The sequence below is a fragment of the Streptomyces violaceoruber genome (genome assembly GCF_033406955.1).
GTDB lineage: Bacteria > Actinomycetota > Actinomycetes > Streptomycetales > Streptomycetaceae > Streptomyces > Streptomyces violaceoruber.
The window spans coordinates 901,311-920,231 of the sequence record NZ_CP137734.1 but is presented as its reverse complement, the minus strand read 5'-3'; the positions used below and the strand labels follow the sequence as shown (position 1 = coordinate 920,231).

Annotated in this window: 18 protein-coding genes and 1 tRNA gene; 8 read left to right on the top strand and 11 right to left on the bottom strand. The window is 72.3% G+C overall.

What is annotated here, in order from left to right:
* Window positions 1–13 precede the first annotated feature (13 nt).
* On the top strand, window positions 14–787 hold the full coding sequence (locus R2E43_RS04335; RefSeq protein WP_011031344.1) for a sulfite exporter TauE/SafE family protein: 774 nt from the start codon (window positions 14–16) through the stop codon (window positions 785–787).
* On the opposite strand, the gene R2E43_RS04330 is transcribed toward R2E43_RS04335, so the two are convergent.
* From R2E43_RS04330 to R2E43_RS04320, 3 genes are all read right to left on the bottom strand, one after another.
* Window positions 714–2,834, bottom strand: a complete 2,121-nt coding sequence (locus tag R2E43_RS04330; protein WP_003972175.1) for an MDR family MFS transporter — start codon at window positions 2,832–2,834, stop codon at window positions 714–716. The two genes, R2E43_RS04335 and R2E43_RS04330, sit on opposite strands and share 74 nt — an antisense overlap.
* Window positions 2,835–2,928: 94 nt before the next feature.
* Entirely contained in the window at window positions 2,929–3,702 is a 774-nt protein-coding gene (gene cobF, locus R2E43_RS04325; RefSeq protein WP_003972174.1) for a precorrin-6A synthase (deacetylating), read from the bottom strand.
* 57 nt (window positions 3,703–3,759) lie between these two features.
* Window positions 3,760–4,299, bottom strand: coding sequence for a DUF309 domain-containing protein (locus R2E43_RS04320; protein WP_003972173.1), 540 nt, complete (start codon window positions 4,297–4,299; stop codon window positions 3,760–3,762).
* A gap of 100 nt (window positions 4,300–4,399) precedes the next feature.
* Here R2E43_RS04320 and R2E43_RS04315 point away from each other — a divergent pair.
* Window positions 4,400–4,473: transfer RNA gene (locus R2E43_RS04315), tRNA-Pro, on the top strand.
* Between the two features lie 67 nt (window positions 4,474–4,540).
* Here the strand turns inward: R2E43_RS04315 and R2E43_RS04310 are convergent.
* From R2E43_RS04310 to iolC, 6 genes are all read right to left on the bottom strand, one after another.
* Window positions 4,541–4,963 carry an ankyrin repeat domain-containing protein gene (locus tag R2E43_RS04310; protein WP_003972172.1) on the bottom strand — a complete coding sequence of 141 codons (423 nt, stop codon included), beginning with the start codon at window positions 4,961–4,963 and terminating at the stop codon, window positions 4,541–4,543.
* Between the two features lie 113 nt (window positions 4,964–5,076).
* Entirely contained in the window at window positions 5,077–5,862 is a 786-nt protein-coding gene (locus tag R2E43_RS04305) for a GntR family transcriptional regulator (protein WP_003972171.1), read from the bottom strand.
* Between the two features lie 53 nt (window positions 5,863–5,915).
* Complete coding sequence (gene iolD / locus R2E43_RS04300; protein ID WP_332055920.1) at window positions 5,916–7,790, bottom strand: 3D-(3,5/4)-trihydroxycyclohexane-1,2-dione acylhydrolase (decyclizing); 1,875 nt, start codon at window positions 7,788–7,790, stop codon at window positions 5,916–5,918.
* Window positions 7,787–8,683 carry a 5-deoxy-glucuronate isomerase gene (iolB, locus tag R2E43_RS04295; RefSeq protein ID WP_030870349.1) on the bottom strand — a complete coding sequence of 299 codons (897 nt, stop codon included), beginning with the start codon at window positions 8,681–8,683 and terminating at the stop codon, window positions 7,787–7,789. Before iolB ends, iolD begins: the two co-directional genes overlap by 4 nt.
* Window positions 8,684–8,736: 53 nt before the next feature.
* Window positions 8,737–9,633 (bottom strand): Cgl0159 family (beta/alpha)8-fold protein, encoded by an 897-nt coding sequence (locus R2E43_RS04290; RefSeq protein WP_030870346.1) that lies wholly within the window; start codon window positions 9,631–9,633, stop codon window positions 8,737–8,739.
* Between the two features lie 13 nt (window positions 9,634–9,646).
* Window positions 9,647–10,609 (bottom strand): 5-dehydro-2-deoxygluconokinase, encoded by a 963-nt coding sequence (gene iolC, locus R2E43_RS04285; protein ID WP_332055919.1) that lies wholly within the window; start codon window positions 10,607–10,609, stop codon window positions 9,647–9,649.
* Window positions 10,610–10,862: 253 nt separating this feature from the next.
* Here iolC and R2E43_RS04280 point away from each other — a divergent pair, with 253 nt between their 5' ends.
* The 5 genes from R2E43_RS04280 (at window position 10,863) to R2E43_RS04260 (ending at window position 15,418) form a co-directional block, all read left to right on the top strand.
* Window positions 10,863–11,885, top strand: a complete 1,023-nt coding sequence (locus R2E43_RS04280; protein WP_003972166.1) for a sugar ABC transporter substrate-binding protein — start codon at window positions 10,863–10,865, stop codon at window positions 11,883–11,885.
* Window positions 11,885–12,961, top strand: a complete 1,077-nt coding sequence (locus tag R2E43_RS04275) for an ABC transporter permease (RefSeq protein WP_193487212.1) — start codon at window positions 11,885–11,887, stop codon at window positions 12,959–12,961. The genes R2E43_RS04280 and R2E43_RS04275 overlap by 1 nt, the downstream gene beginning before the upstream one ends.
* A 6-nt stretch (window positions 12,962–12,967) precedes the next feature.
* Window positions 12,968–13,984 (top strand): ATP-binding cassette domain-containing protein, encoded by a 1,017-nt coding sequence (locus R2E43_RS04270; protein ID WP_332055918.1) that lies wholly within the window; start codon window positions 12,968–12,970, stop codon window positions 13,982–13,984.
* Window positions 13,985–13,986: 2 nt separating this feature from the next.
* Complete coding sequence (locus R2E43_RS04265; protein ID WP_003972163.1) at window positions 13,987–14,889, top strand: sugar phosphate isomerase/epimerase family protein; 903 nt, start codon at window positions 13,987–13,989, stop codon at window positions 14,887–14,889.
* A gap of 115 nt (window positions 14,890–15,004) precedes the next feature.
* The gene (locus R2E43_RS04260; RefSeq protein ID WP_003972162.1) at window positions 15,005–15,418 is read left to right on the top strand and encodes a VOC family protein; all 414 of its coding nucleotides are present in this window, start codon (window positions 15,005–15,007) and stop codon (window positions 15,416–15,418) included.
* Between the two features lie 38 nt (window positions 15,419–15,456).
* Here R2E43_RS04260 and R2E43_RS04255 read toward each other — a convergent pair whose 3' ends face one another.
* On the bottom strand, window positions 15,457–16,461 hold the full coding sequence (locus R2E43_RS04255; RefSeq protein WP_003972161.1) for a Gfo/Idh/MocA family protein: 1,005 nt from the start codon (window positions 16,459–16,461) through the stop codon (window positions 15,457–15,459).
* A gap of 68 nt (window positions 16,462–16,529) precedes the next feature.
* Window positions 16,530–17,693, bottom strand: a complete 1,164-nt coding sequence (locus tag R2E43_RS04250; protein ID WP_332055917.1) for a phytanoyl-CoA dioxygenase family protein — start codon at window positions 17,691–17,693, stop codon at window positions 16,530–16,532.
* A 129-nt stretch (window positions 17,694–17,822) separates the two neighbouring features.
* Here R2E43_RS04250 and R2E43_RS04245 point away from each other — a divergent pair, with 129 nt between their 5' ends.
* Complete coding sequence (locus R2E43_RS04245) at window positions 17,823–18,869, top strand: LacI family DNA-binding transcriptional regulator (protein ID WP_193487220.1); 1,047 nt, start codon at window positions 17,823–17,825, stop codon at window positions 18,867–18,869.
* The last annotated feature ends 52 nt before the right edge of the window (window positions 18,870–18,921 follow it).

Below are 18,921 nucleotides of genomic sequence, written 5' to 3'. Positions count from 1 at the left end.
ATCGGACCCCGCAATGGACACCATGACGCTCTGGCACCTCACCGGCTGGGAATTCGCCGCCCTCGCCTTCGCGGCCCTGCTCGTCGGCTTCTCCAAGACCGCGGTGAGCGGGGCCAACACGGTCAGCCTCGCGATCTTCGCGGCCGTCCTGCCCGCCCGCGCCTCCACCGGCATCCTGCTGCCGGTGCTGATCGCCGGGGACGTCCTGGCCGTCCTCACCTACCGGCGCCACGCGCACTGGCCCACCCTGTGGCGGCTGTTCCCGGCGGTCGGCGTGGGCGTGGTCGTCGGTACCCTGTTCCTGGTGTGGGCCGACGACGCGGTCGTACGCACGTCGATCGGCGTGATCCTGCTGTTCATGGCCGCAGTGACGGTGTGGCGTCGGCGGCGGGCCGACGCCGACGGGCAGCCGGACGAGGTCACCTCGCGCACCGGCCGCGTGAAGGCCCGTTCGTACGGCGTCCTGGGCGGGTTCACCACGATGGTCGCCAACGCGGGCGGCCCGGTGATGTCGATGTACCTGCTCTCCGCGGGCTTCCGCAAACTCGGCTTCCTGGGCACGTCGGCGTTCTTCTTCCTGATCGTCAACGTCTCCAAGCTGCCTTTCAGCGCGGGGCTCGGCCTGATCGACGGCCACTCGCTGTTGCTGGACGCCGCGCTGGTCGTGTTCGTGGTGCCCGGCGCGTTCCTCGGCAAGTGGGCCGTGGACCGGATCAACCAACGCCTGTTCGAGCGTCTGGTGATCGCGGCGACGATCGTGGGCGGTCTTCAGCTCCTGCTTGCCTGACGCGCTGCGGGAGACCGCTGCTGAGGTCCTCCACCAGCAGGCGCTTGGCGATGGCGTCGACGGCGGCGCGCAGCTCCGTGTCCGTGGGGCGCCCGATGTCCCGCTCCACCCGGTCCTCCAGCCAGGTCGCCCACGCCCGGCCGATCACCAGCGCCTCGCGGGCGCCCGCGTCGGTGTGGGAGAGCAGGGAGCCGTGCCGGGTCAGGAACCCTTCCTCCACCATCCGGTCGAAGACCGGCAGCAGCACCTCCGGCGGCAGCCGTCGGCGGGCGGCGATCAGGCCGAGGCTGGCGTGCCCGACCAGCCGCGTGAACAGGTCCACCTGCATCACCGCCCAGGCGCCGGCGACATCCAGCCGGGTGTCGCTGTCCGCGACGATCCGGCGCGCCGTGTCCAGCTCCGTACCGCCGATGATCTTTCCGACGGAGGCCTCCAGCGTCCGCCTGCTGCTGGCGTCGTGCGGCGAGGCGAAGCCCTCGCCCATGTCCGTGGAACCGGCGCGGGCGCTGTCGCGCAGCTGGACCTGCTTGAGGAACAGCGCGACCAGGAAGCCCAGGGCCGCGACCGGCACGGTCCACAGGAACACGGTCTGGATGGTGTCCGCGTACGCGCCGACGATCGGCGCCGACGCCGGGGGCGGCAGCCGGTGCACCCCCTCCGGACTGGTCGAGGCCCCGGCGATCACCGAGGGGTCGGCGGCCCCGGTGCGGGCGGCCGCCGCGACGCCGTCGCGCAGGTTGGGGCCGAGCGCGTTGGCGTAGATCGTGCCGAACACCGCGGTGCCGAAGGAACTGCCCAGCGTACGGAAGAAGGTGACGCCGGAGGTCGCGGTGCCCAGGTCGGAGTACTCGACCGTGTTCTGCACGGCGATGGTCAGCACCTGCATGGACAGCCCGATGCCCGTGCCCAGCACGAACATGTACAGCGACTCCAGTCCCGCGCCCGTGTCCGGACCCATCAGCGACATCAGGTACAGGCCGACGCCCATCACCAGCGTGCCCGCGATGGGGAACAGCCGGTAGCGCCCCGTCTTGCTGACCACGTTGCCGCTGAACACCGAGGCGATCAGCAGCCCCGCCACCATCGGCAGCGTCCGCACCCCGGAGACGGTGGCCGAATCCCCGTCGACGTACTGCAGATACGTCGGCAGATACGTCAGCGCGCCCAGCATGGCGAAGCCCACGATGAAGCTGAGGATCGAGCAGACGGTGAACACCGGGTTGGCGAACAGCCGCATCGGCAGCATCGGTTCGGCCGCCCGGGTCTCCACCCAGCAGAACAGGCCGAGTGCGATCAGCCCGCCCGCGAACAGGCCGATGATCACGGCCGAGCCCCACGCGTACTCGTTGCCGCCCCAGCTCGTCGCCAGGATCAGCGCGCTGGCGCCGACCGCGACCAGCGCGATGCCCAGGTAGTCGATGACGGGACGGGCGGCCGACTTCACCACCGGGATGGTGCGGGCGGCGGCGATCACCACGACGACCGCGATGGGCACGTTGACGTAGAAGGCCCAGCGCCAGGACAGGTGGTCGGTGAACAGCCCGCCGAGCAGCGGACCGATGACCGTCGCGACCCCGAACACCGCGCCGATCGCGCCCTGGTACTTACCCCGCTCCCGCAGCGGGATGACGTCCGCGATCAGCGCCATCGCCGTCACCATCAGGCCGCCCGCGCCGACGCCCTGCACCGCCCGCCAGAGGATCAGCAGCGGCATGTTGGTCGCGAGCCCGCACAGGAACGAGCCGGTGATGAACACGACCGCAGACACCTGGAAGACGACCTTGCGGCCGAACAGGTCGCCGAACTTGCCGACCAGCACCGTCGCCACGGTCTCCGCGAGCAGGTACGAGGTCACCACCCACGACATGTGCTCGGCGCCGCCCAGGTCCGACACGATGGTGGGCAGCGCGGTGCCCACGATCGTCTGGTCCAGGGCCGCGAGCAGCATGCCGAGCATGATCGTGACGAAGACGACGTTGCGGCGCCGCCGGTCCAGCACGGGCGGCTGGGTGGCGACGGTCCGTGGCGATTCCTCGGCGACTGTCACACGGTCACGATCACACCGGTGCACGGGCCACGCATGCGGGGACGGTCCGCCCGGGTGCGCCCGGGAGCACGGTCGGAAGGCGGCCCGGCCCGGGTCAGCGGTCGCCGGGATTGCGCCGCAGCAGGTAGGTGTCCATGATCCAGCCCTTGCGCTCCCGGGCCTCCGCGCGCAGCCGCTCGATGCGGGGCGCGGCCTCGGCGATCGGGCCGGAGTCGAGTATCTCGTCCGGGGTGCCCAGGTAGGCGCCCCAGTAGATGTCGATGTCCTGGTCCGCGTACCGCCGGAAGGCCTGGTGGGCGTCCAGCATCACGACGACGTCGTCCGCGTCCTCGGGAAACCCCTCGGCCAGTCGCCGCCCCGTGGTGATCTGCACCGGGCGCGCCACCCGGTTCAGCCCCGTCCGGTGCCGGGCGACCAGCGAGGAGACGCTGCTGATGCCGGGCACGACGTCGTACTCGAAGGCGACCGAGCCGCGCTCCAGGATCTCCTCCAGGATGCCCAGCGTGCTGTCGTACAGCGCGGGGTCGCCCCAGACCAGGAACGCGCCGGTCTCGTCCTCGCCCAGTTCCTCGGCGATCAGCCGCTCGTAGATACCGGCCCGGGCACTGCGCCAGTCCCCGACGGCGGGGGAGTACGCCGCGCCGCCCGCGCTCCGGTCCCGCTCGGGATCGCGCGCCTCGACGACCCGGTAGGTCCCCTCCGGTACGTGCGCCTCCAGCATGTCCCTGCGCAGCCGCACCAGGTCGGACTTCGCCTCGCCCTTGTCCAGGACGAAGAACACGTCCGTGCCGCGCAGCGCCCTGACGGCCTGGAGCGTCAGCTGCTCGGGGTCGCCCGCGCCGATACCGATCACATGAATTGTCCGCACGCCACGAGTCTGCCGTACGCCACCGACCGTGCCCCGGCCGGGCCGCCCCGGCCGGGTTCAGCCCCGGAGCCGGGGCGCCCGCGCCGCCGCGTCCACGGAACCGCCGCCCTCCACCTCGCCGGCCAGCTCCCGGGCCCACCCGGCGACCGCGCCCAGATCCATCCCGTACGGCCGCTCCCGCCCGGCCTCCGACGCCGCCCACGCCGTGACGGCACCCGCCCCGCGCCGCAGCAGCCTCGCTCCACCGGTGGCGTTGCCGCGCGCCGAGTGCGTGAGCCCGACGGCGAGCTGGGCCATGCCCCGCCACAGCTCCCGCTCCTCCTCGGGCCCCGCCTTCCAGGCGTCCTCGAAGACCTCGTGCGCGTGGAACGGCTTCCCGTCGTCCAGCAGCCGCTGCGCCTCGGCGACGGTCGCCTCCGGCGCCCGTACGACGCCCTCGGGCTGGCGCGGCACGCCGTTCGCGCCGTACGGCAGCGGGCGTCCGAGCCCGTCCCGCGGCCGGGCGTTGCGAGCCCGGCCCTCGTCGTCCCGGTCCCGCCCCTCCACCGGGCGGTCGGAGGCGGTGCTGTCCACGGGGTTGTCGGCAGGGCTGTCCATACGACCGATTGTCCCTCTCCTGTGCCCGCTTAGGCGTGGCCCGGTCCGTGGGGTAAAGTGCTGTTCGCGTGATCGCGCGGTACACCGCGCGTGACGGCACCGGGACGTGGCGCAGCTTGGTAGCGCACTTGACTGGGGGTCAAGGGGTCGCAGGTTCAAATCCTGTCGTCCCGACGGTGCGAAGGGCCTTCACGGACGCGAGTCCGTGAAGGCCCTTCTTCGTGTCGTCCCCTCCCGGGGGTCAGTCCCGCGGCCGTGCCCCCGCGGCGATGAGCAGGTCCGCCGTCTCCTGGTGCGGTCCGTTGGACGCCCAGTCCAGCGGCGCCCAGCCGGTGCCGTGGTCCTCGCGCAGGTTCGGGTCGGCTCCGTACTCGAGGAGCGCGCGGACGGTCTCGGTGTGTCCCCAGCAGGCCGCCCCGCACAGCGGTGTGCCCTCCGAGCCGATCCCGCTCTCCGTGTCCGGCCGGGCACCGGCCGCGAGCAGTACGCGGACGATGGCGGTGTCCCCGTTCACGGACGCCAGGTACAGCGGGGTGCTCCCGGCCGGGTCCGCCGTCTCGGCGGGCACTCCGGCCCGCAGCGCGGCCCGCACCCGCGCCGGCTCGCCGACGAGCGCGGCGTCGACTAGACGACGGGACAGTTTCTTGTGCTTTCGCCTGTTCACACGAGCCGAGGCTACTGAGTGCTCGGCTTGAAGCGCACTTCGAAATCAAGACCCGCGCCCCCGCCCGCGCGCCCGTCCGGACGCGGTCCACCGGGTCCGGCGCGGTGAACCGCTCAGTTCCTGACCAGCAGTTGGAAGTCGAACGCGTAGCGGGAGGCGCGGTAGACGTGCGTCCCGTACTCGACCGGCCGCCCGGTGTCGTCGTACGCGATGCGCCGCATGGTGAGCAGCGCGGCGCCCTCCCGCTCGCCGAGGCGCTCGGCCTCCTCGCGGGAGGCGATGCGGGCGCCGACGGTCTGGCGGGCGCTGTGCAGGGTGATGCCGCGGGCGCGCATCATCCGGTACAGGCCGGTCGACTCCAGCCGGGCGTCGTCGAGTTCCAGCAGGCCCGCCGGAAGGTGGTTGCACAGCATCGCCACCGGTTGTCCGTGGGTGAGGCGCAGCCGCTCCAGGACGGTCACCCCGGTGCCCTCCGTTACGCCGAGGGCCGCCGCGACCTCGGCGGTGGCCGGGACATCCTCGTTGCGCACCACCCGGGTCCCGGGATCCTGTCCGGCGGCCTCCAGGTCGTCGTAGAGGCTGCTCAGCTCCAGCGGGCGCCTGACCTGGCTGTGCACCACCTGGGTGCCGACCCCGCGCCGCCGTACCAGCAGCCCCTTGTCGACCAGCGACTGGATGGCCTGCCGGACCGTCGGCCGGGACAGACCGAGGCGGACGGAGAGGTCGACCTCGTTGCCCAGCAGGTTCCCCGGTGCGAGGACGCCGTGCTCGATCGCCGCCTCCAACTGCCGGGCCAGCTGGTAGTAGAGCGGCACCGGACTGCTCCGGTCCAGGGCGAAGTCCAGGGTGCCGATCGCGGGCGGGGTCACGGCACGTGCGGGGTCGCCGGTCTTCGCCATGGACGTACCTCCCTTGCGTAGGGGACTGACTGGGTGGCGGGGCGCCGGTGGGGTCAGAGGTGGCGGCGGCGGTCGGCGACCGCGCGCTCGTAGGCCGCACGCGCGTCCGTGGCCGCCTCGCGGGCCGACACCTCGGCCACCGGCACGTCCCACCAGGCCTGGGCGGGGAGTGCGGCCGACGGGGGCGCCGTCTCGACGTATACGCAGGTCGGGCGGGAGGCCGCGCGGGCGGTCGAGAGCGCCTCGCGCAACTCCCGCACCGTCTTGGCGCGCAGCACGTCCATGCCGAGGCTGGCCGCGTTGGCGGCGAGGTCGACGGGGAGCGGGGCGCCGGTGAAGGAGCCGTCGGCGACGCGGTGGCGGTAGTCGGTGCCGAAGCGCTCGGCGCCGACCGACTCGGACAGGCCGCCGATGGACGCGTAGCCGTGGTTCTGGACCAGGACCAGCTTCACCGGCAGGTTCTCCTGCACCGCCGTGACGATCTCGGTCGGGTTCATCAGGTACGTGCCGTCGCCCACCAGGGCCCACACGGGGGTGCCGGGCGCGGCCTGCTGGACGCCGAGCGCGGCCGGGATCTCGTAGCCCATGCAGGAGTAGCCGTACTCCAGGTGGTACTGGCGCGGGGAGCGGGCCCGCCAGAGCTTGTGCAGGTCGCCGGGGAGCGAGCCGGCCGCGTTGATCACCACGTCCTCGTCGCCGACCACCGCGTCGAGCGCGCCCAGCACCTGGGTCTGGGTCGGCACCGCGCCGTCGTCGTCGGCGCGGAACGCCGCCTCGACCGCCTCGGCCCAACGGGCCTTCCCGGTGCGGTACTCCGTCTCGTACGCCGCGTCCACCCGGTGTCCGGACAACGCCTCCGTCAGCGCGGTGAGCCCCGACCGCGCGTCGCACACCAGGGTGCCGCCGGCGAGCTTGTGGGCGTCGAAGGCGGTGATGTTGAGGTTCAGGAAGCGGACGTCCGGGTGCTGGAAGAGGGTGCCGGAGGCGGTGGTGAAGTCCGAGTAGCGGGTGCCGACGCCGATCACCAGGTCCGCGGTGCGGGCGAGGGCGTCGCTCACCGCGGTGCCGGTGTGGCCGATGCCGCCGAGATCCGCCGGGTGGTCGTGGCGCAGCGCGCCCTTGCCGGCCTGGGTGGAGGCGACCGGGATGCCGGTGGCGTCCACGAGTGCCCTGAGAGCCTCTTCCGCCTCGCTGTGGTGCACACCGCCGCCCGCGACGATCAGTGGGCGGGCGGCGGCCCGGACCGCCCGGACCGCCTCGATCAGCTCCGCCGGGTCGGGAGCCGGGCGGCGTACCCGCCACACGCGGTCGGCGAAGAACTCCTCGGGCCAGTCGTACGCCTGTGCCTGCACGTCCTGGGGCAGTGCGAGGGTGACCGCGCCGGTCTCCGCCGGGTCGCCCAGTACGCGCATCGCCTGGAGCGCGGAGGCGACGAGGGCCTCGGGGCGGGTGATCCGGTCGAAGTACCGGGACACCGGCCGCAGGGCGTCGTTGACGGACACGTCGGCCTCGACCGGGTGCTCCAGCTGCTGGAGGAGCGGGTCGGCGGCGTGCGAGGCGAAGTAGTCGCCGGGAAGGAGCAGGACCGGCAGGCGGTTGACCGTGGCGAGGGCGGCCCCGGTGACCAGGTTGGTGGCGCCGGGGCCGATGGAGGTCGTCACCGCCTGTGCGGACAGGCGGTTGAGCTGCCGGGCGTGGCCGACGGCCGCGTGCACCATGGCCTGTTCGCTACGGCCCTGGTGGTACGGCATCATCTCGCGGTACTCCACGAGCGCCTGGCCGATACCCGCCACGTTGCCGTGGCCGAAGATCCCCCAGGTGCCCGTGACCAGGCGGTGCCGCACGCCGTCGCGCTCGGTGTACTGCGCGGCCAGGAAGCGCACCAGGGCCTGGGCGGTGGTCAGTCGGCGGGTGGCGGCGGCGCTCATGCGGACCTCTCCGGTGCGGTGTAGAGGGGGAGTCGGGGGTCGACCGCCTGGCCGGGCCAGGTGTCCCGGATCCAGGCGTGGTCGGGGTGGTCGCAGATCAGCCAGGCGCGTTCGGCCTCCGGACCCGCCATGACGTTCAGGTAGTACATGTGGTGGCCGGGGACCGCCATCGACGGCCCGTGCCAGCCGTCGGGGATCAGCACGACGTCCCCGTCGCGCACTTCGGCGAGGACGTCGGTCCCCTGCCCCTGCCCGGACGGTGAGACGCGCTGGTAGCCGAGGCCTGGGGTGCCGTCGTGGGCCGCGAACTCGAAGTAGTAGATCTCCTCCAGCACCGACTCCTCGCCGGGGCGGTGCTCGTCGTGCTTGTGCGGCGGGAAGGACGACCAGTTGCCGCCCGGGGTGAGCACCTCGACCGCGATCAGTTTGTCGCACTCGAACACGCCCGCCGCACCGAAGTTGTTGACCTGCCGCGAGCAGTTCCCGCTGCCGCGCAGTTCCACCGGCACGGAGGACGCCGGGCCGTAGCGGGCGGGCAGCCGGCGGGTGCAGCGGGCGCCGGTCAGCGCGAACCGGCCGCCGCCGGTGGAGGTCAGGGTCGCGCGGGCGTCGCGCGGGACGTACGCGAAGTCCGTGACACCGCTGAACACGCTGTCCCGGCCGTCGAGTTCGAAGGTCTCCCGGCCGAAGTCGTCGGCGGTCGCGACCGTGCAGCCACCGCTCAGCGGCAGCACGATCCACTCGCTCCCGCCGCTGTCGAAGGTGTGGCTGCCGCCGGGCGGCAGGTGTACCACGCGCAGGCCGGAGTAGCCCCAGCCCGCGCTCTCGGGCGTCACGTCCACGGCGTACGGGCCGTCGGCCGCCGCCCTGCCCGCGGGAAGGTGATACGTCATCGTCCGCTCCTCCGCCTCTCCTCGGTCCCCACAGTCGGGCACGGCGGCCCCGGTCACAGCAGTCCCACGGCCGTGTCCACCGCCTCTTCCACGCTGCCCCCGGCCGGGTAGAGCAGCGAGCGGCCGACCACCATGCCCTGCACGGTGGGCAGCCGCAGCGCCTTGCGCCAGCGTTCGTAGGCCGCGGTCTGGTCCGCCGGGGAGCCCCCTATGTCGCCGCCGAGCAGGACCGCGGGCAGTGTGGAGGTCTCCAGGACCTCGGCCATGTCGTCCGGGTTCCGGGTGACGGGCAGTTTCAGCCAGGTGTAGGCGGAGGTGCCGCCGAGACCGGAGGCGATGGCGACGGAGCGGGTCACGGCCTCGGCCGACAGGTCGTTGCGGACCCGCCCGTCGATCCGGCGGGAGATGAACGGCTCGACGAACAACGGCAGTTCGCGTGCGGCCATGGCGTCCACCGCCCGAGCGCTGGCCTCCATCGTGGTCAGCGAGCCGGGGTCGTCGTAGTCGATGCGCAGCAGCAGCTTGCCCGCGTCGAAGCGCAGCCGGGCGATGTCCTCGGCGCGGTGGCCGGTGAAGCGGTCGTCCATCTCGAAGGCGGCGCCCGCGAGTCCGCCGCGGTTCATCGAGCCCATGACGACCTTGTTCTCCAGCACGCCGAGCAGCAGCAGGTCCTCCAGCACGTCCGCGGTGGCGAGCACCCCGTCGACGCCGGGCCGGGACAGCGCGGTGCACAGGCGTTCCAGCAGGTCGGCCCGGTTGGCCATGGCGAGCCGGCGGTCGCCGACGCCGAGCGCGCCGCGCGCCGGGTGGTCGGCGGCCACGATCATCAGGCGGCCGGAGTCGCCGATCAGCGGTCGGCGTACCCGGCGGGCCGCGGCCTCGGCGATCGCCTCCGGGTGCCGGGCGCGGACCGTGGTGAGGTCCGGGATGCTGGAGATGCTGAGGGACAAGGCGTTGCTCCGTTCAGGGAGTGGCTCGCGCGAGGAGGTCGTCGACCTCCGCCTCGGTGGGCATCGCGGAGGAACAGGCGAGACGGGAGGCGACGAGGGCGCCGGCCGCGTTGGCGTACCGCATGATCCGCTCCAGCTCCCAGCCGGAGAGCAGACCGTGGCACAGGGAGCCGCCGAACGCGTCGCCCGCGCCGAGGCCGTTGACCACCTCGACCGGGACCGGCGGCACCTCGGCCGACCGGCCGTCGCGGTGCACGGCGAGGACGCCCTTGGGGCCCTGCTTGACGACGGCCAGCTCCACGCCGGCCGCCAGCAACGCCTCCGCGCAGGCGCGGGGTTCGCGCACGCCCGTGGCGATCTCGCACTCGTCCAGGTTGCCGACCGCGACGGTCGCGTGCGCGAGCGCCTCGGCGTAGTACGGACGGGCCTGGTCGGGGTCGGCCCAGAACATGGGGCGCCAGTCCAGGTCGAAGACCGTGGTGCCGGACTTCGCGCGGTGGGCGAGGGCGGCCAGCGTCGCCGTGCGGCTCGGTTCCTCGCTCAGTCCGGTGCCGGTCATCCAGAAGATCGAGGCCGCGCGGATCGCGTCCAGGTCCAGCTCCTCCGGGTGGATCTCCAGGTCCGGGGCCTTGGGCCGGCGGTAGAAGTAGAGCGGGAAGTCGTCCGGCGGGAAGATCTCGCAGAACGTCACCGGCGTCGGGTACGCGGCGACCGGGGTGACCCAGCGGTCGTCGACGCCGAACTCCTTCAGCGCGTCGTGCAGATAGCCGCCGAAGGGGTCGTCGCCCGTGCGGGTGATGACCGCCGTGGCGCGGCCGAGCCGGGCGGCCGCGACCGCGACGTTGGAGGCCGAACCGCCGAGAAACTTGCCGAAGGTCTCAACCTCCGCCAGGGGTACGCCCGTCTGCAGAGGATAGAGATCGACCCCGATGCGACCCATCGTGATCAGATCGAAACGCGGGACTGACTCGGCCATGTGCGACGCTCCTTTGGCTGGGCGGGGGCCTGCCGCCTCCCAAGGTGTATGACTCCTGGACGACGCTGTCAATACTTTGTACTTACATTCGGACCTGCGAGTGAAATGATGTCTTGACAAAGTATTGACAGTGGGCGTCCCAAGGACTTGTATCCGGTCCCAGCGCAGCAACAGCCATTCTTCTCGGGTCTGGCACTCGGGTCTGGCACACGGCTCTCCCGTCGCACAGTCGCACAGTGAGGTGCAGGAAAAGATGGACCGCTCTTCGCACGCCCGCTCCCGCAGATTCGCCCCTGCCGTGGCCCTCGCCGCCGCCGCGGCCCTGACCCTCGCCGGCTGCTCCAGCAGCTCGGGCGGGAAGAAGGCCGACGAGGACAGCGACTCGGGCGCCTCCGCGGGCAAGGCGAACACCCCCCGCATGACGGTCGCCCTGGTGACCCACCAGGCCCCCGGCGACACCTTCTGGGACATCGTCCGCAAGGGCGCCCAGGCCGCCGCCGACAAGGACAACGTCAAGCTCGTCTACTCCGCCGACCCGAACGCGGGCAACCAGGCCAACCTGGTGCAGAACGCGATCGACCAGAAGGTCGACGGCATCGCCGTCACCCTCGCCAAGCCGGACGCCCTGCGGAGCGTCCTCGACAAGGCGGAGAAGGCCGGCATACCCGTGGTCGGGCTCAACTCCGGTCTGGCGGACTGGAAGAAGCTCGGCCTGATGGAGTTCTTCGGCCAGGACGAGAGCGTGGCCGGCGAGGCGCTCGGCAAGCGGCTCAACGAGGACGGGGCCAAGAAGGCCGTCTGCGTCATCCACGAGCAGGGCAACGTCGGCCTGACCCAGCGCTGCGACGGCGTGAAGAAGACCTTCGAGGGGTCCATCGAGAACCTCTACGTCAACGGCACCGACATGCCCTCGGTGAAGTCGACCGTCACCGCCAAGCTCAAGCAGGACGGCGGCATCGACCACCTGATCACGCTCGGCGCCCCCTTCGCCATGACCGCCGTGCAGTCGGTGGACGAGTCCGGCAGCAAGGCCAAGGTCGCCACCTTCGACCTCAACAAGGAACTGACCGGCGCCATCGAGAAGGGCGACATCGAGTTCGCCGTCGACCAGCAGCCCTACCTCCAGGGCTACCTCGCGGTCGACGGGCTGTGGCTCTACAAGAACAACGGCAACTACAGCGGCGGCGGTGAGCAGCCGGTGCTGACCGGACCGGCCTTCGTCGACAAGACCAACGTCAAGGCCGTCGCCGAGTTCGCCTCGAAGGGCACCCGGTGATGAGCATGGCCCAACAGGCTGAGCCGGCGGTGACCACACCGCCGGCCCCCGGCCCCAAGCAGACCGACGGGCGCACCCGTGAGCGCTCCATGGCGCTGCGGGTGCTCGCCCGGCCCGAGGTCGGGGTCTTCCTCGGCGCCGTCGCCGTGTTCGTCTTCTTCCTGATCGCCGCGCCCACCCTCCGCGACGGCGGCTCCATGGCGACGGTGCTGTACCAGTCGTCCACCATCGGCATCATGGCGCTGCCCGTCGCCCTGCTGATGATCGGCGGCGAGTTCGACCTGTCCGCCGGTGTCGCCGTGGTCACCTCGGCGCTCACCGCGGGCATGCTCAGCTACCAGCTGACCATGAACGTCTGGATGGGCGTGGTCGTCGCCCTCGTGGCCTCGCTCGCCGTCGGCGCCTTCAACGGCTGGGTGCTGGTGAAGACCGGCCTGCCGAGCTTCCTGGTGACGCTGGCCACCTTCCTGGTCCTCCAGGGCGTCAACCTCGCCGTCACCAAGCTCGTCACCGGCAACGTCGCCACCGACGACATCAGCGACATGGACGGCTTCGACCAGGCCAAGGCCCTGTTCGCCTCGTCCTTCGACGTCGGCGGCGTCGAGGTGAAGATCACGGTCGTGTGGTGGCTGGTCTTCGCCGCCCTGGCCACCTGGGTCCTGCTGCGCACCAAGTACGGCAACTGGATCTTCGCCGTCGGCGGCAGCCAGGAGTCCGCCCGCGCGGTCGGCGTACCGGTCACCTTCACCAAGATCACGCTGTTCATGCTGGTCGGCTTCGGCGCCTGGTTCGTCGGCATGCACCAGCTGTTCTCCTTCAACACCGTGCAGTCGGGTGAGGGCGTCGGCCAGGAGCTGATCTACATCGCCGCGGCCGTCATCGGCGGCTGCCTGCTCACCGGCGGCTACGGCTCCGCCATCGGCCCCGTCTTCGGCGCCTTCATGTTCGGCATGGTGAACCAGGGCATCGTCTTCGCGGGCTGGAACCCCGACTGGTTCAAGGCCTTCCTCGGCGTGATGCTCCTCGGCGCCGTCCTCATCAACCTGTACGTCCGCCGCGCCGCGACCCGGAGGTGATCGGAAATGACCAGCAAGACCCCCGCAGCCCCCGGCACCCACGGCGCCGTCCTGGCCGACCCCGCACCCGAGCAGGACCACCCGCTCGTCGAACTGCGCCGGGCCGGCAAGTCCTACGGCAACATCCGCGCCCTGCACGGCGTCGACCTCGCCGTACACCCCGGCCGGGTGACCTGCGTACTCGGTGACAACGGTGCCGGCAAGTCCACCCTCATCAAGATCATCTCCGGGCTGCACCAGCACACCGAGGGCGAGTTCCTCGTCGACGGCGACGCCGTGCGCTTCGGCACCCCGCGCGACGCGCTGGCCCGCGGCATCGCCACGGTCTACCAGGACCTCGCCACGATCCCGCTGATGCCGGTGTGGCGGAACTTCTTCCTCGGCTCCGAGATGACCAAGGGCCCCTGGCCCGTGCGCCGCCTCGACATCGACCGCATGAAGCGGACCGCCGACGAGGAACTGCGCAACATGGGCATCGTCCTGGACGACCTCGAACAGCCCATCGGCACCCTCTCCGGCGGCCAGCGCCAGTGCGTCGCCATCGCCCGCGCCGTCTACTTCGGTGCCCGCGTCCTCATCCTCGACGAGCCCACCGCCGCGCTCGGTGTCAAGCAGTCCGGCGTGGTCCTCAAGTACATCGCCGCCGCCCGCGAGCGCGGACTCGGCGTCATCTTCATCACCCACAACCCCCACCACGCCTACATGGTCGGCGACCACTTCAGCGTGCTGCGCCTGGGCACCCTCGAACTGAGCGCGGCCCGCGCCGACATCACCCTCGAGGCGCTCACCAACCACATGGCGGGCGGCGCCGAACTGGCCGCTCTCAAGCACGAGCTGGCGCAGGTCGGCGGCGTCGACGTGCAGGCGCTCCCCGACGACGCGGGGACTGCGGCGAAGACCGCCGCACCCGATACTGCAGACAGGACCGACGCCGCATCCGACGCCGCCGCATCCGACGCGGCGGAGTCCGACGCCGCCGCGTCCGACAGCACCGCATCCGGCACCGCCGAAGGGAAGGCCTGAGCATGCCCTCTGCCCTCGACCGCATCCGCGTCGGCTCGGCCCCCGACTCCTGGGGCGTCTGGTTCCCCGACGACCCCCGGCAGGTGCCGTGGGAACGGTTCCTGGACGAGGTCACCGAGGCCGGCTACGACTGGATCGAGCTGGGCCCCTACGGCTACCTCCCCACCGATCCGGCCCGGCTCACCGAGGAGGTGACCCAGCGAGGCCTCAAGGTCTCGGCGGGCACCATCTTCTGCGGGCTGCACCGCGGTCCCGCCGAGTGGGACGCCACCTGGGAGCAGGTCGGCCGCGTCGCCGCCCTGACACAGGCCATGGACGCGAAGCACCTCGTCGTCATCCCGTCCTTCTGGCGCGACGACAAGACCGCCGAGATCCTCGAGCCGCCGGAGCTGACCGGCGAGCAGTGGGGCCACCTCACTCGCGGCATGGAACGCCTGGGCCGCGAGGTGCGGGACACCTACGGCCTGGACATCGTCGTCCACCCGCACGCCGACACCCACATCGACACCGAGGAGCACGTCGAGCGCTTCCTCGACGCCACCGACTCCGACCTGGTGAACCTCTGCCTGGACACCGGTCACTACGCCTACTGCGGCGGCGACAGCGTCAAGCTGATCGAGACCTACGGCGAGCGCATCGGCTACCTCCACCTCAAGCAGGTCGACCCGGACATCCTCGCCGGGGTGCGCGAGGGCGGGGTGCCGTTCGGCCCGGCCGTGCAGCGCGGCGTGATGTGCGAGCCGCCCGGCGGCGTGCCGGAGCTGGGCCCGGTACTCACGGCGGCCCAGGAACTCGGCGTGGACCTGTTCGCCATCGTCGAGCAGGACATGTACCCCTGCGAGCCGGACAAGCCGCTGCCCATCGCGGTTCGCACCCGGAAGTTCCTGCGCTCCTGCGGCGCCTGAGACCGGCCGCACCGGCGGGGGAGCGTCCCGCCGGTGCCCCGCTCGGCGGGCCGTTGTCAGTGGCGCGCGCTAGCGTGCCCAGCACTGACATTTCGTCCCGTTCCGGGAGGCACCCATGTCCTCGCGTCTCAACCCCTACCTCAGCTTCGACGGCGACGCCCGACAGGCGATGGAGTTCTACGGGCAGGTGTTCGGCGGCACACCGGCGCTGAACACCTTCGGCTCGGCCGGCATGCCGGACCCCGCGTACACCGACAAGATCATGCACGGCATGCTGGAGACGCCGAGCGGCTTCACCCTGATGGGCGCCGACACCCCGCCCGGGATGGAGTACACGCCGGGGAACACCTTCGCGGTGAGTCTCAGCGGCGACGACGCGACCGAGCTGCGCGGCTACTGGGAGAAGCTGTCCGCCGGCGGTTCCGTCGCCGTGCCCCTGGAGAAGCAGATGTGGGGCGACGTCTTCGGCATGTGCACGGACCGCTTCGGCGTCACCTGGATGGTGAACATCAGCGAGCCGGCGAGCTGACCGGGCAGCCCGCCGACCGTGAACCCGCCCCGCCCCGCTCAGCCGCGCCGCACCTCGGCGATCGTCACCGGCCGGTGCTCGTGCAGCGACAGCGTGCACGCCTCGGCGATCCAGCCCGCCTCCAGCGCGTCCTCGACCGTGCAGGGCGAGGGGCGGGCACCGGCGACGACCTCGGTGAACGCGGTCAGCTCCGCACGGTAGGCGGCCGTGAAGCGGTCCATGAAGAAGTCGTGCGGAGTACCGGCCGGGAACGTCACGCCCGGCTCGACCGAGCGCAGCGGCAGCCTGTCCTCCAGTCCGACGGCGATCGAGTCGTCGAAGCCGTGGATCTCCATGCGGACGTCGTACCCGCGGGCGTTGTGGCGGCTGTTGGAGACCACGGCGACGGTGCCGTCGTCCAGGGTGAGCACCGCGCCGGTGGTGTCCGCGTCGCCCGCCTCCCTGATGTAGTCGGCACCGCGGTTGCCGCCGACGGCGTAGACCTCGCTCACCTCCCGGCCCGTCACCCAGCGGATCGAGTCGAAGTCGTGCACCGAGCAGTCCCGGAAGATGCCCCCGGAGGCGGCGACGTACGCGGCGGGCGGTGGGGCCGGGTCCAGCGTCGTCGACCGTACGGTGTGCAGCGGTCCCAGCTCACCGCTCCGCACGGCGGCCCGCGCCGCGGCGAACCCGGTGTCGAAGCGGCGCTGATAGCCGATCTGGACCGGCACGTCACGGCCCGCGAGCGCCTTGAGCACCTCCACGCCCTCCGCCATGGTGCGGGCGACGGGCTTCTCGCAGAAGACGGGCACACCGGCCTCGACGGCGGCCAGGATCAGGTCCGGGTGGGCGACGGTCGCCGCCGCGATCACCACACCGTCCACACCGGCGGCGAGCACGGCCTCCGGCGAGTCCGCGACCTCGGCGCCGAACCGCTCGGCGGCGGCCTTCGCGGCGTCCGCGAACGGGTCGGCGACGACGAGCGAGCCGACGGAGTCGAGTCCGGCGAGGGTCTCGGCGTGGAAGGCGCCGATGCGGCCGAGGCCGAGGATTCCGATACGCATGTGCTGTGCTGCTCCTTGCTCGGGGTGTGGGGTGTCCGTGCCGGGGCCCGTGCCCCGTACGCCCCCGTTCACCGGCTCTCTCGTCGTGCCCGGCCCGCCCGCAGTTGTGCGCGGAGCGCCTGAGGCGTCCACTCCTCGCGCAGCGCCCGCCGTACGACGTCCGCCTGCGAGGGCGGGGCCAGGCCGTCGACCGGCGGGTCGCGGTCGAGGTTGGTGGGGAAGGGGTACCCCTCCGCGCTCGCGGCGACCACCTGCTCCAGCCATCGCTCGCCCACGCCCGCCGCCTTCCGCCGCAGCAGCACGGGGTAGACGGCGTTCACCACCGCCTCCCGGTCCACGGTCTCCATGGCCCGGCCGAACGCGGAGGAGACCTGCAGCAGGTTGGCCATGCGGCGGATGCCCGCGGAGCGGTTGGTGCCCGCCGCGTGGAACAGCGCGGGGCTGAAGAAGACCGCGTCGCCCTTGGCCAGCGGCAACTGCACGTGACGCGCCTCGAAGTAGGCCCGGAACTCCGGCAGCCGCCAGGCCAGGTAGCCGGGCTCGTACTTCTGGGAGTGCGGCAGGTACATCGTGGGCCCCGACTCCACGGGCATGTCGCAGTGCGCGACGGCGCCCTGGAGGGTGAGCACCGGGGACAGCCGGTGCACGTGCGCCGGGTAGGCGGCGGCGGCCCGGTCCGAGAGGAAGCCCAGGTGGTAGTCGCGGTGCACGGTCTGGGCGGCGCCGCCCGGGTTGACCACGTTGATCTGGGAGGTGACCTGGTAGCCGGGGCCGAGCCAGGCGCGGGCGACCAGGGCCAGGGCGTCGTTGGCGTAGTAGTCGGCGAACGCCTCCGCATCGCGCAGGGCCGCCTTCTCCAGGGCGTTCCACACCCGGTCGTTGGCCCCCGGCGCGGCGAAGTGGTCACCGGCGGCGGCCCCGGAGGCGCGCTGTTCGGCGATCAGCGCGTCGAACACCGCGGTGGCCCGGTCGACCACCGCCGGGTCCGGAAAGGCGCCCTTGAGGACGACCAGGCCGGGGCCGTCGGCGAGGGCGTGGACGAGTTCGGCCGCCGTACCCGCGTCGTCGCGCAGTTGCCCGGCGTCGTACACGGGCACGTGCTGCTCCACGGCGGCGGCCCGCGGGTAGGCGGCCGGGTCGGTCGGCTGCTCGACCAGCTCGCGGAAGGCGTCGAGGTCGCAGTCGGCTGCGGACAGCCGGGAGCGGTGGGCGGGGACGGGCGCTGCGGGCATCGTCGTCCTTTCGCTGACAGGGGCGACGCGGTGCTGCCATTCTTGTCCTGACAAACGCGTCGAACAACCAGCAGCGGGCCATCAAAAACCCGTCAGGCGCGCCGTGCGGACCAAGCCGAGGAGCCGGTCATGGGGCACCCCTTCCCGATCCGGGAGATCGCCCGGCAGGCGGGCCTGAGCGAGGCCACCGTCGACCGGGTGCTCAACGGCCGCGGCGGCGTGCGGGAGAGCACCGCGTACGAGGTCCGACGGGCCATCGCCGACCTGGACCGCCAGCGCACCCAGGTCCGGCTGGTCGGCCGCACGTTCATGTGCGACATCGTGATGCAGGCGCCGGAGCGCTTCACCACCGCCGTGCGGGCCGCGCTGGAGGCCGAACTGCCCGCCCTGCACCCGGCCGTGGTGCGCTGCCGGTTCCACTTCCGCGAGACGGGCCCGGCCGGGGAGCTGACCGCGACCCTGGACCGGATCGCCCGGCGCGGCTCCCAGGGGGTGATCCTGAAGGCCCCCGACGTCCCCGAGGTGACCGCCGCCGTCGGCCGGCTGACCGCCGCGGGCGTCCCCGTCGTCACCCTGGCGACGGACCTGCCCGCGAGCCCCCGGGTGGCCTACGTCGGCATCGACGACCGGGCCGCGGGCGCGACCGCCGCCTACCTCATGGGCGAGTGGCTGGGCGATCGCCCCGGCAACGTGCTCACCAGCCTCAGCAGCGGCTTCTTCCGCAACGAGGAGGAGCGCGAGATGGGCTTCCGCGGCGTCATGCGGGCCAGGCAACCCGGCCGTGCCCTCGTCGAGATCGCCGAGGGGCAGGGCCTGGACGCCACCCAGTACGACCTGGTGCGGGCCGCGCTAGAACGCGACCCGGACATCCGGGCGGTCTACTCGATGGGCGGCGGCAACATCGCCACCCTGCGCGCCTTCGAGGACCTCGGCCGCCCCTGCGACGTGTTCGTCGCCCACGACCTCGACCAGGACAACACCCGGCTGCTGCGCGAGCGGCGCCTGTCCGTCGTCCTCCACCACGACCTGCGCCAGGACCTGCGCGAGGCCTGCCGCCACGTGATGCGCGCCCACGGCGCACTGCCGCCCGCCGGTCCGGCGCGACCCTCGCCGATCCAGGTCGTCACCCCGCACAACATGCCGCCCGACGTGCCCTTCGACACCGCGACCGGGTGACGCGCGCCGCCGCCCCTACCGGGTGACGCGGCCGTCCACGTCGCCGCTCGTA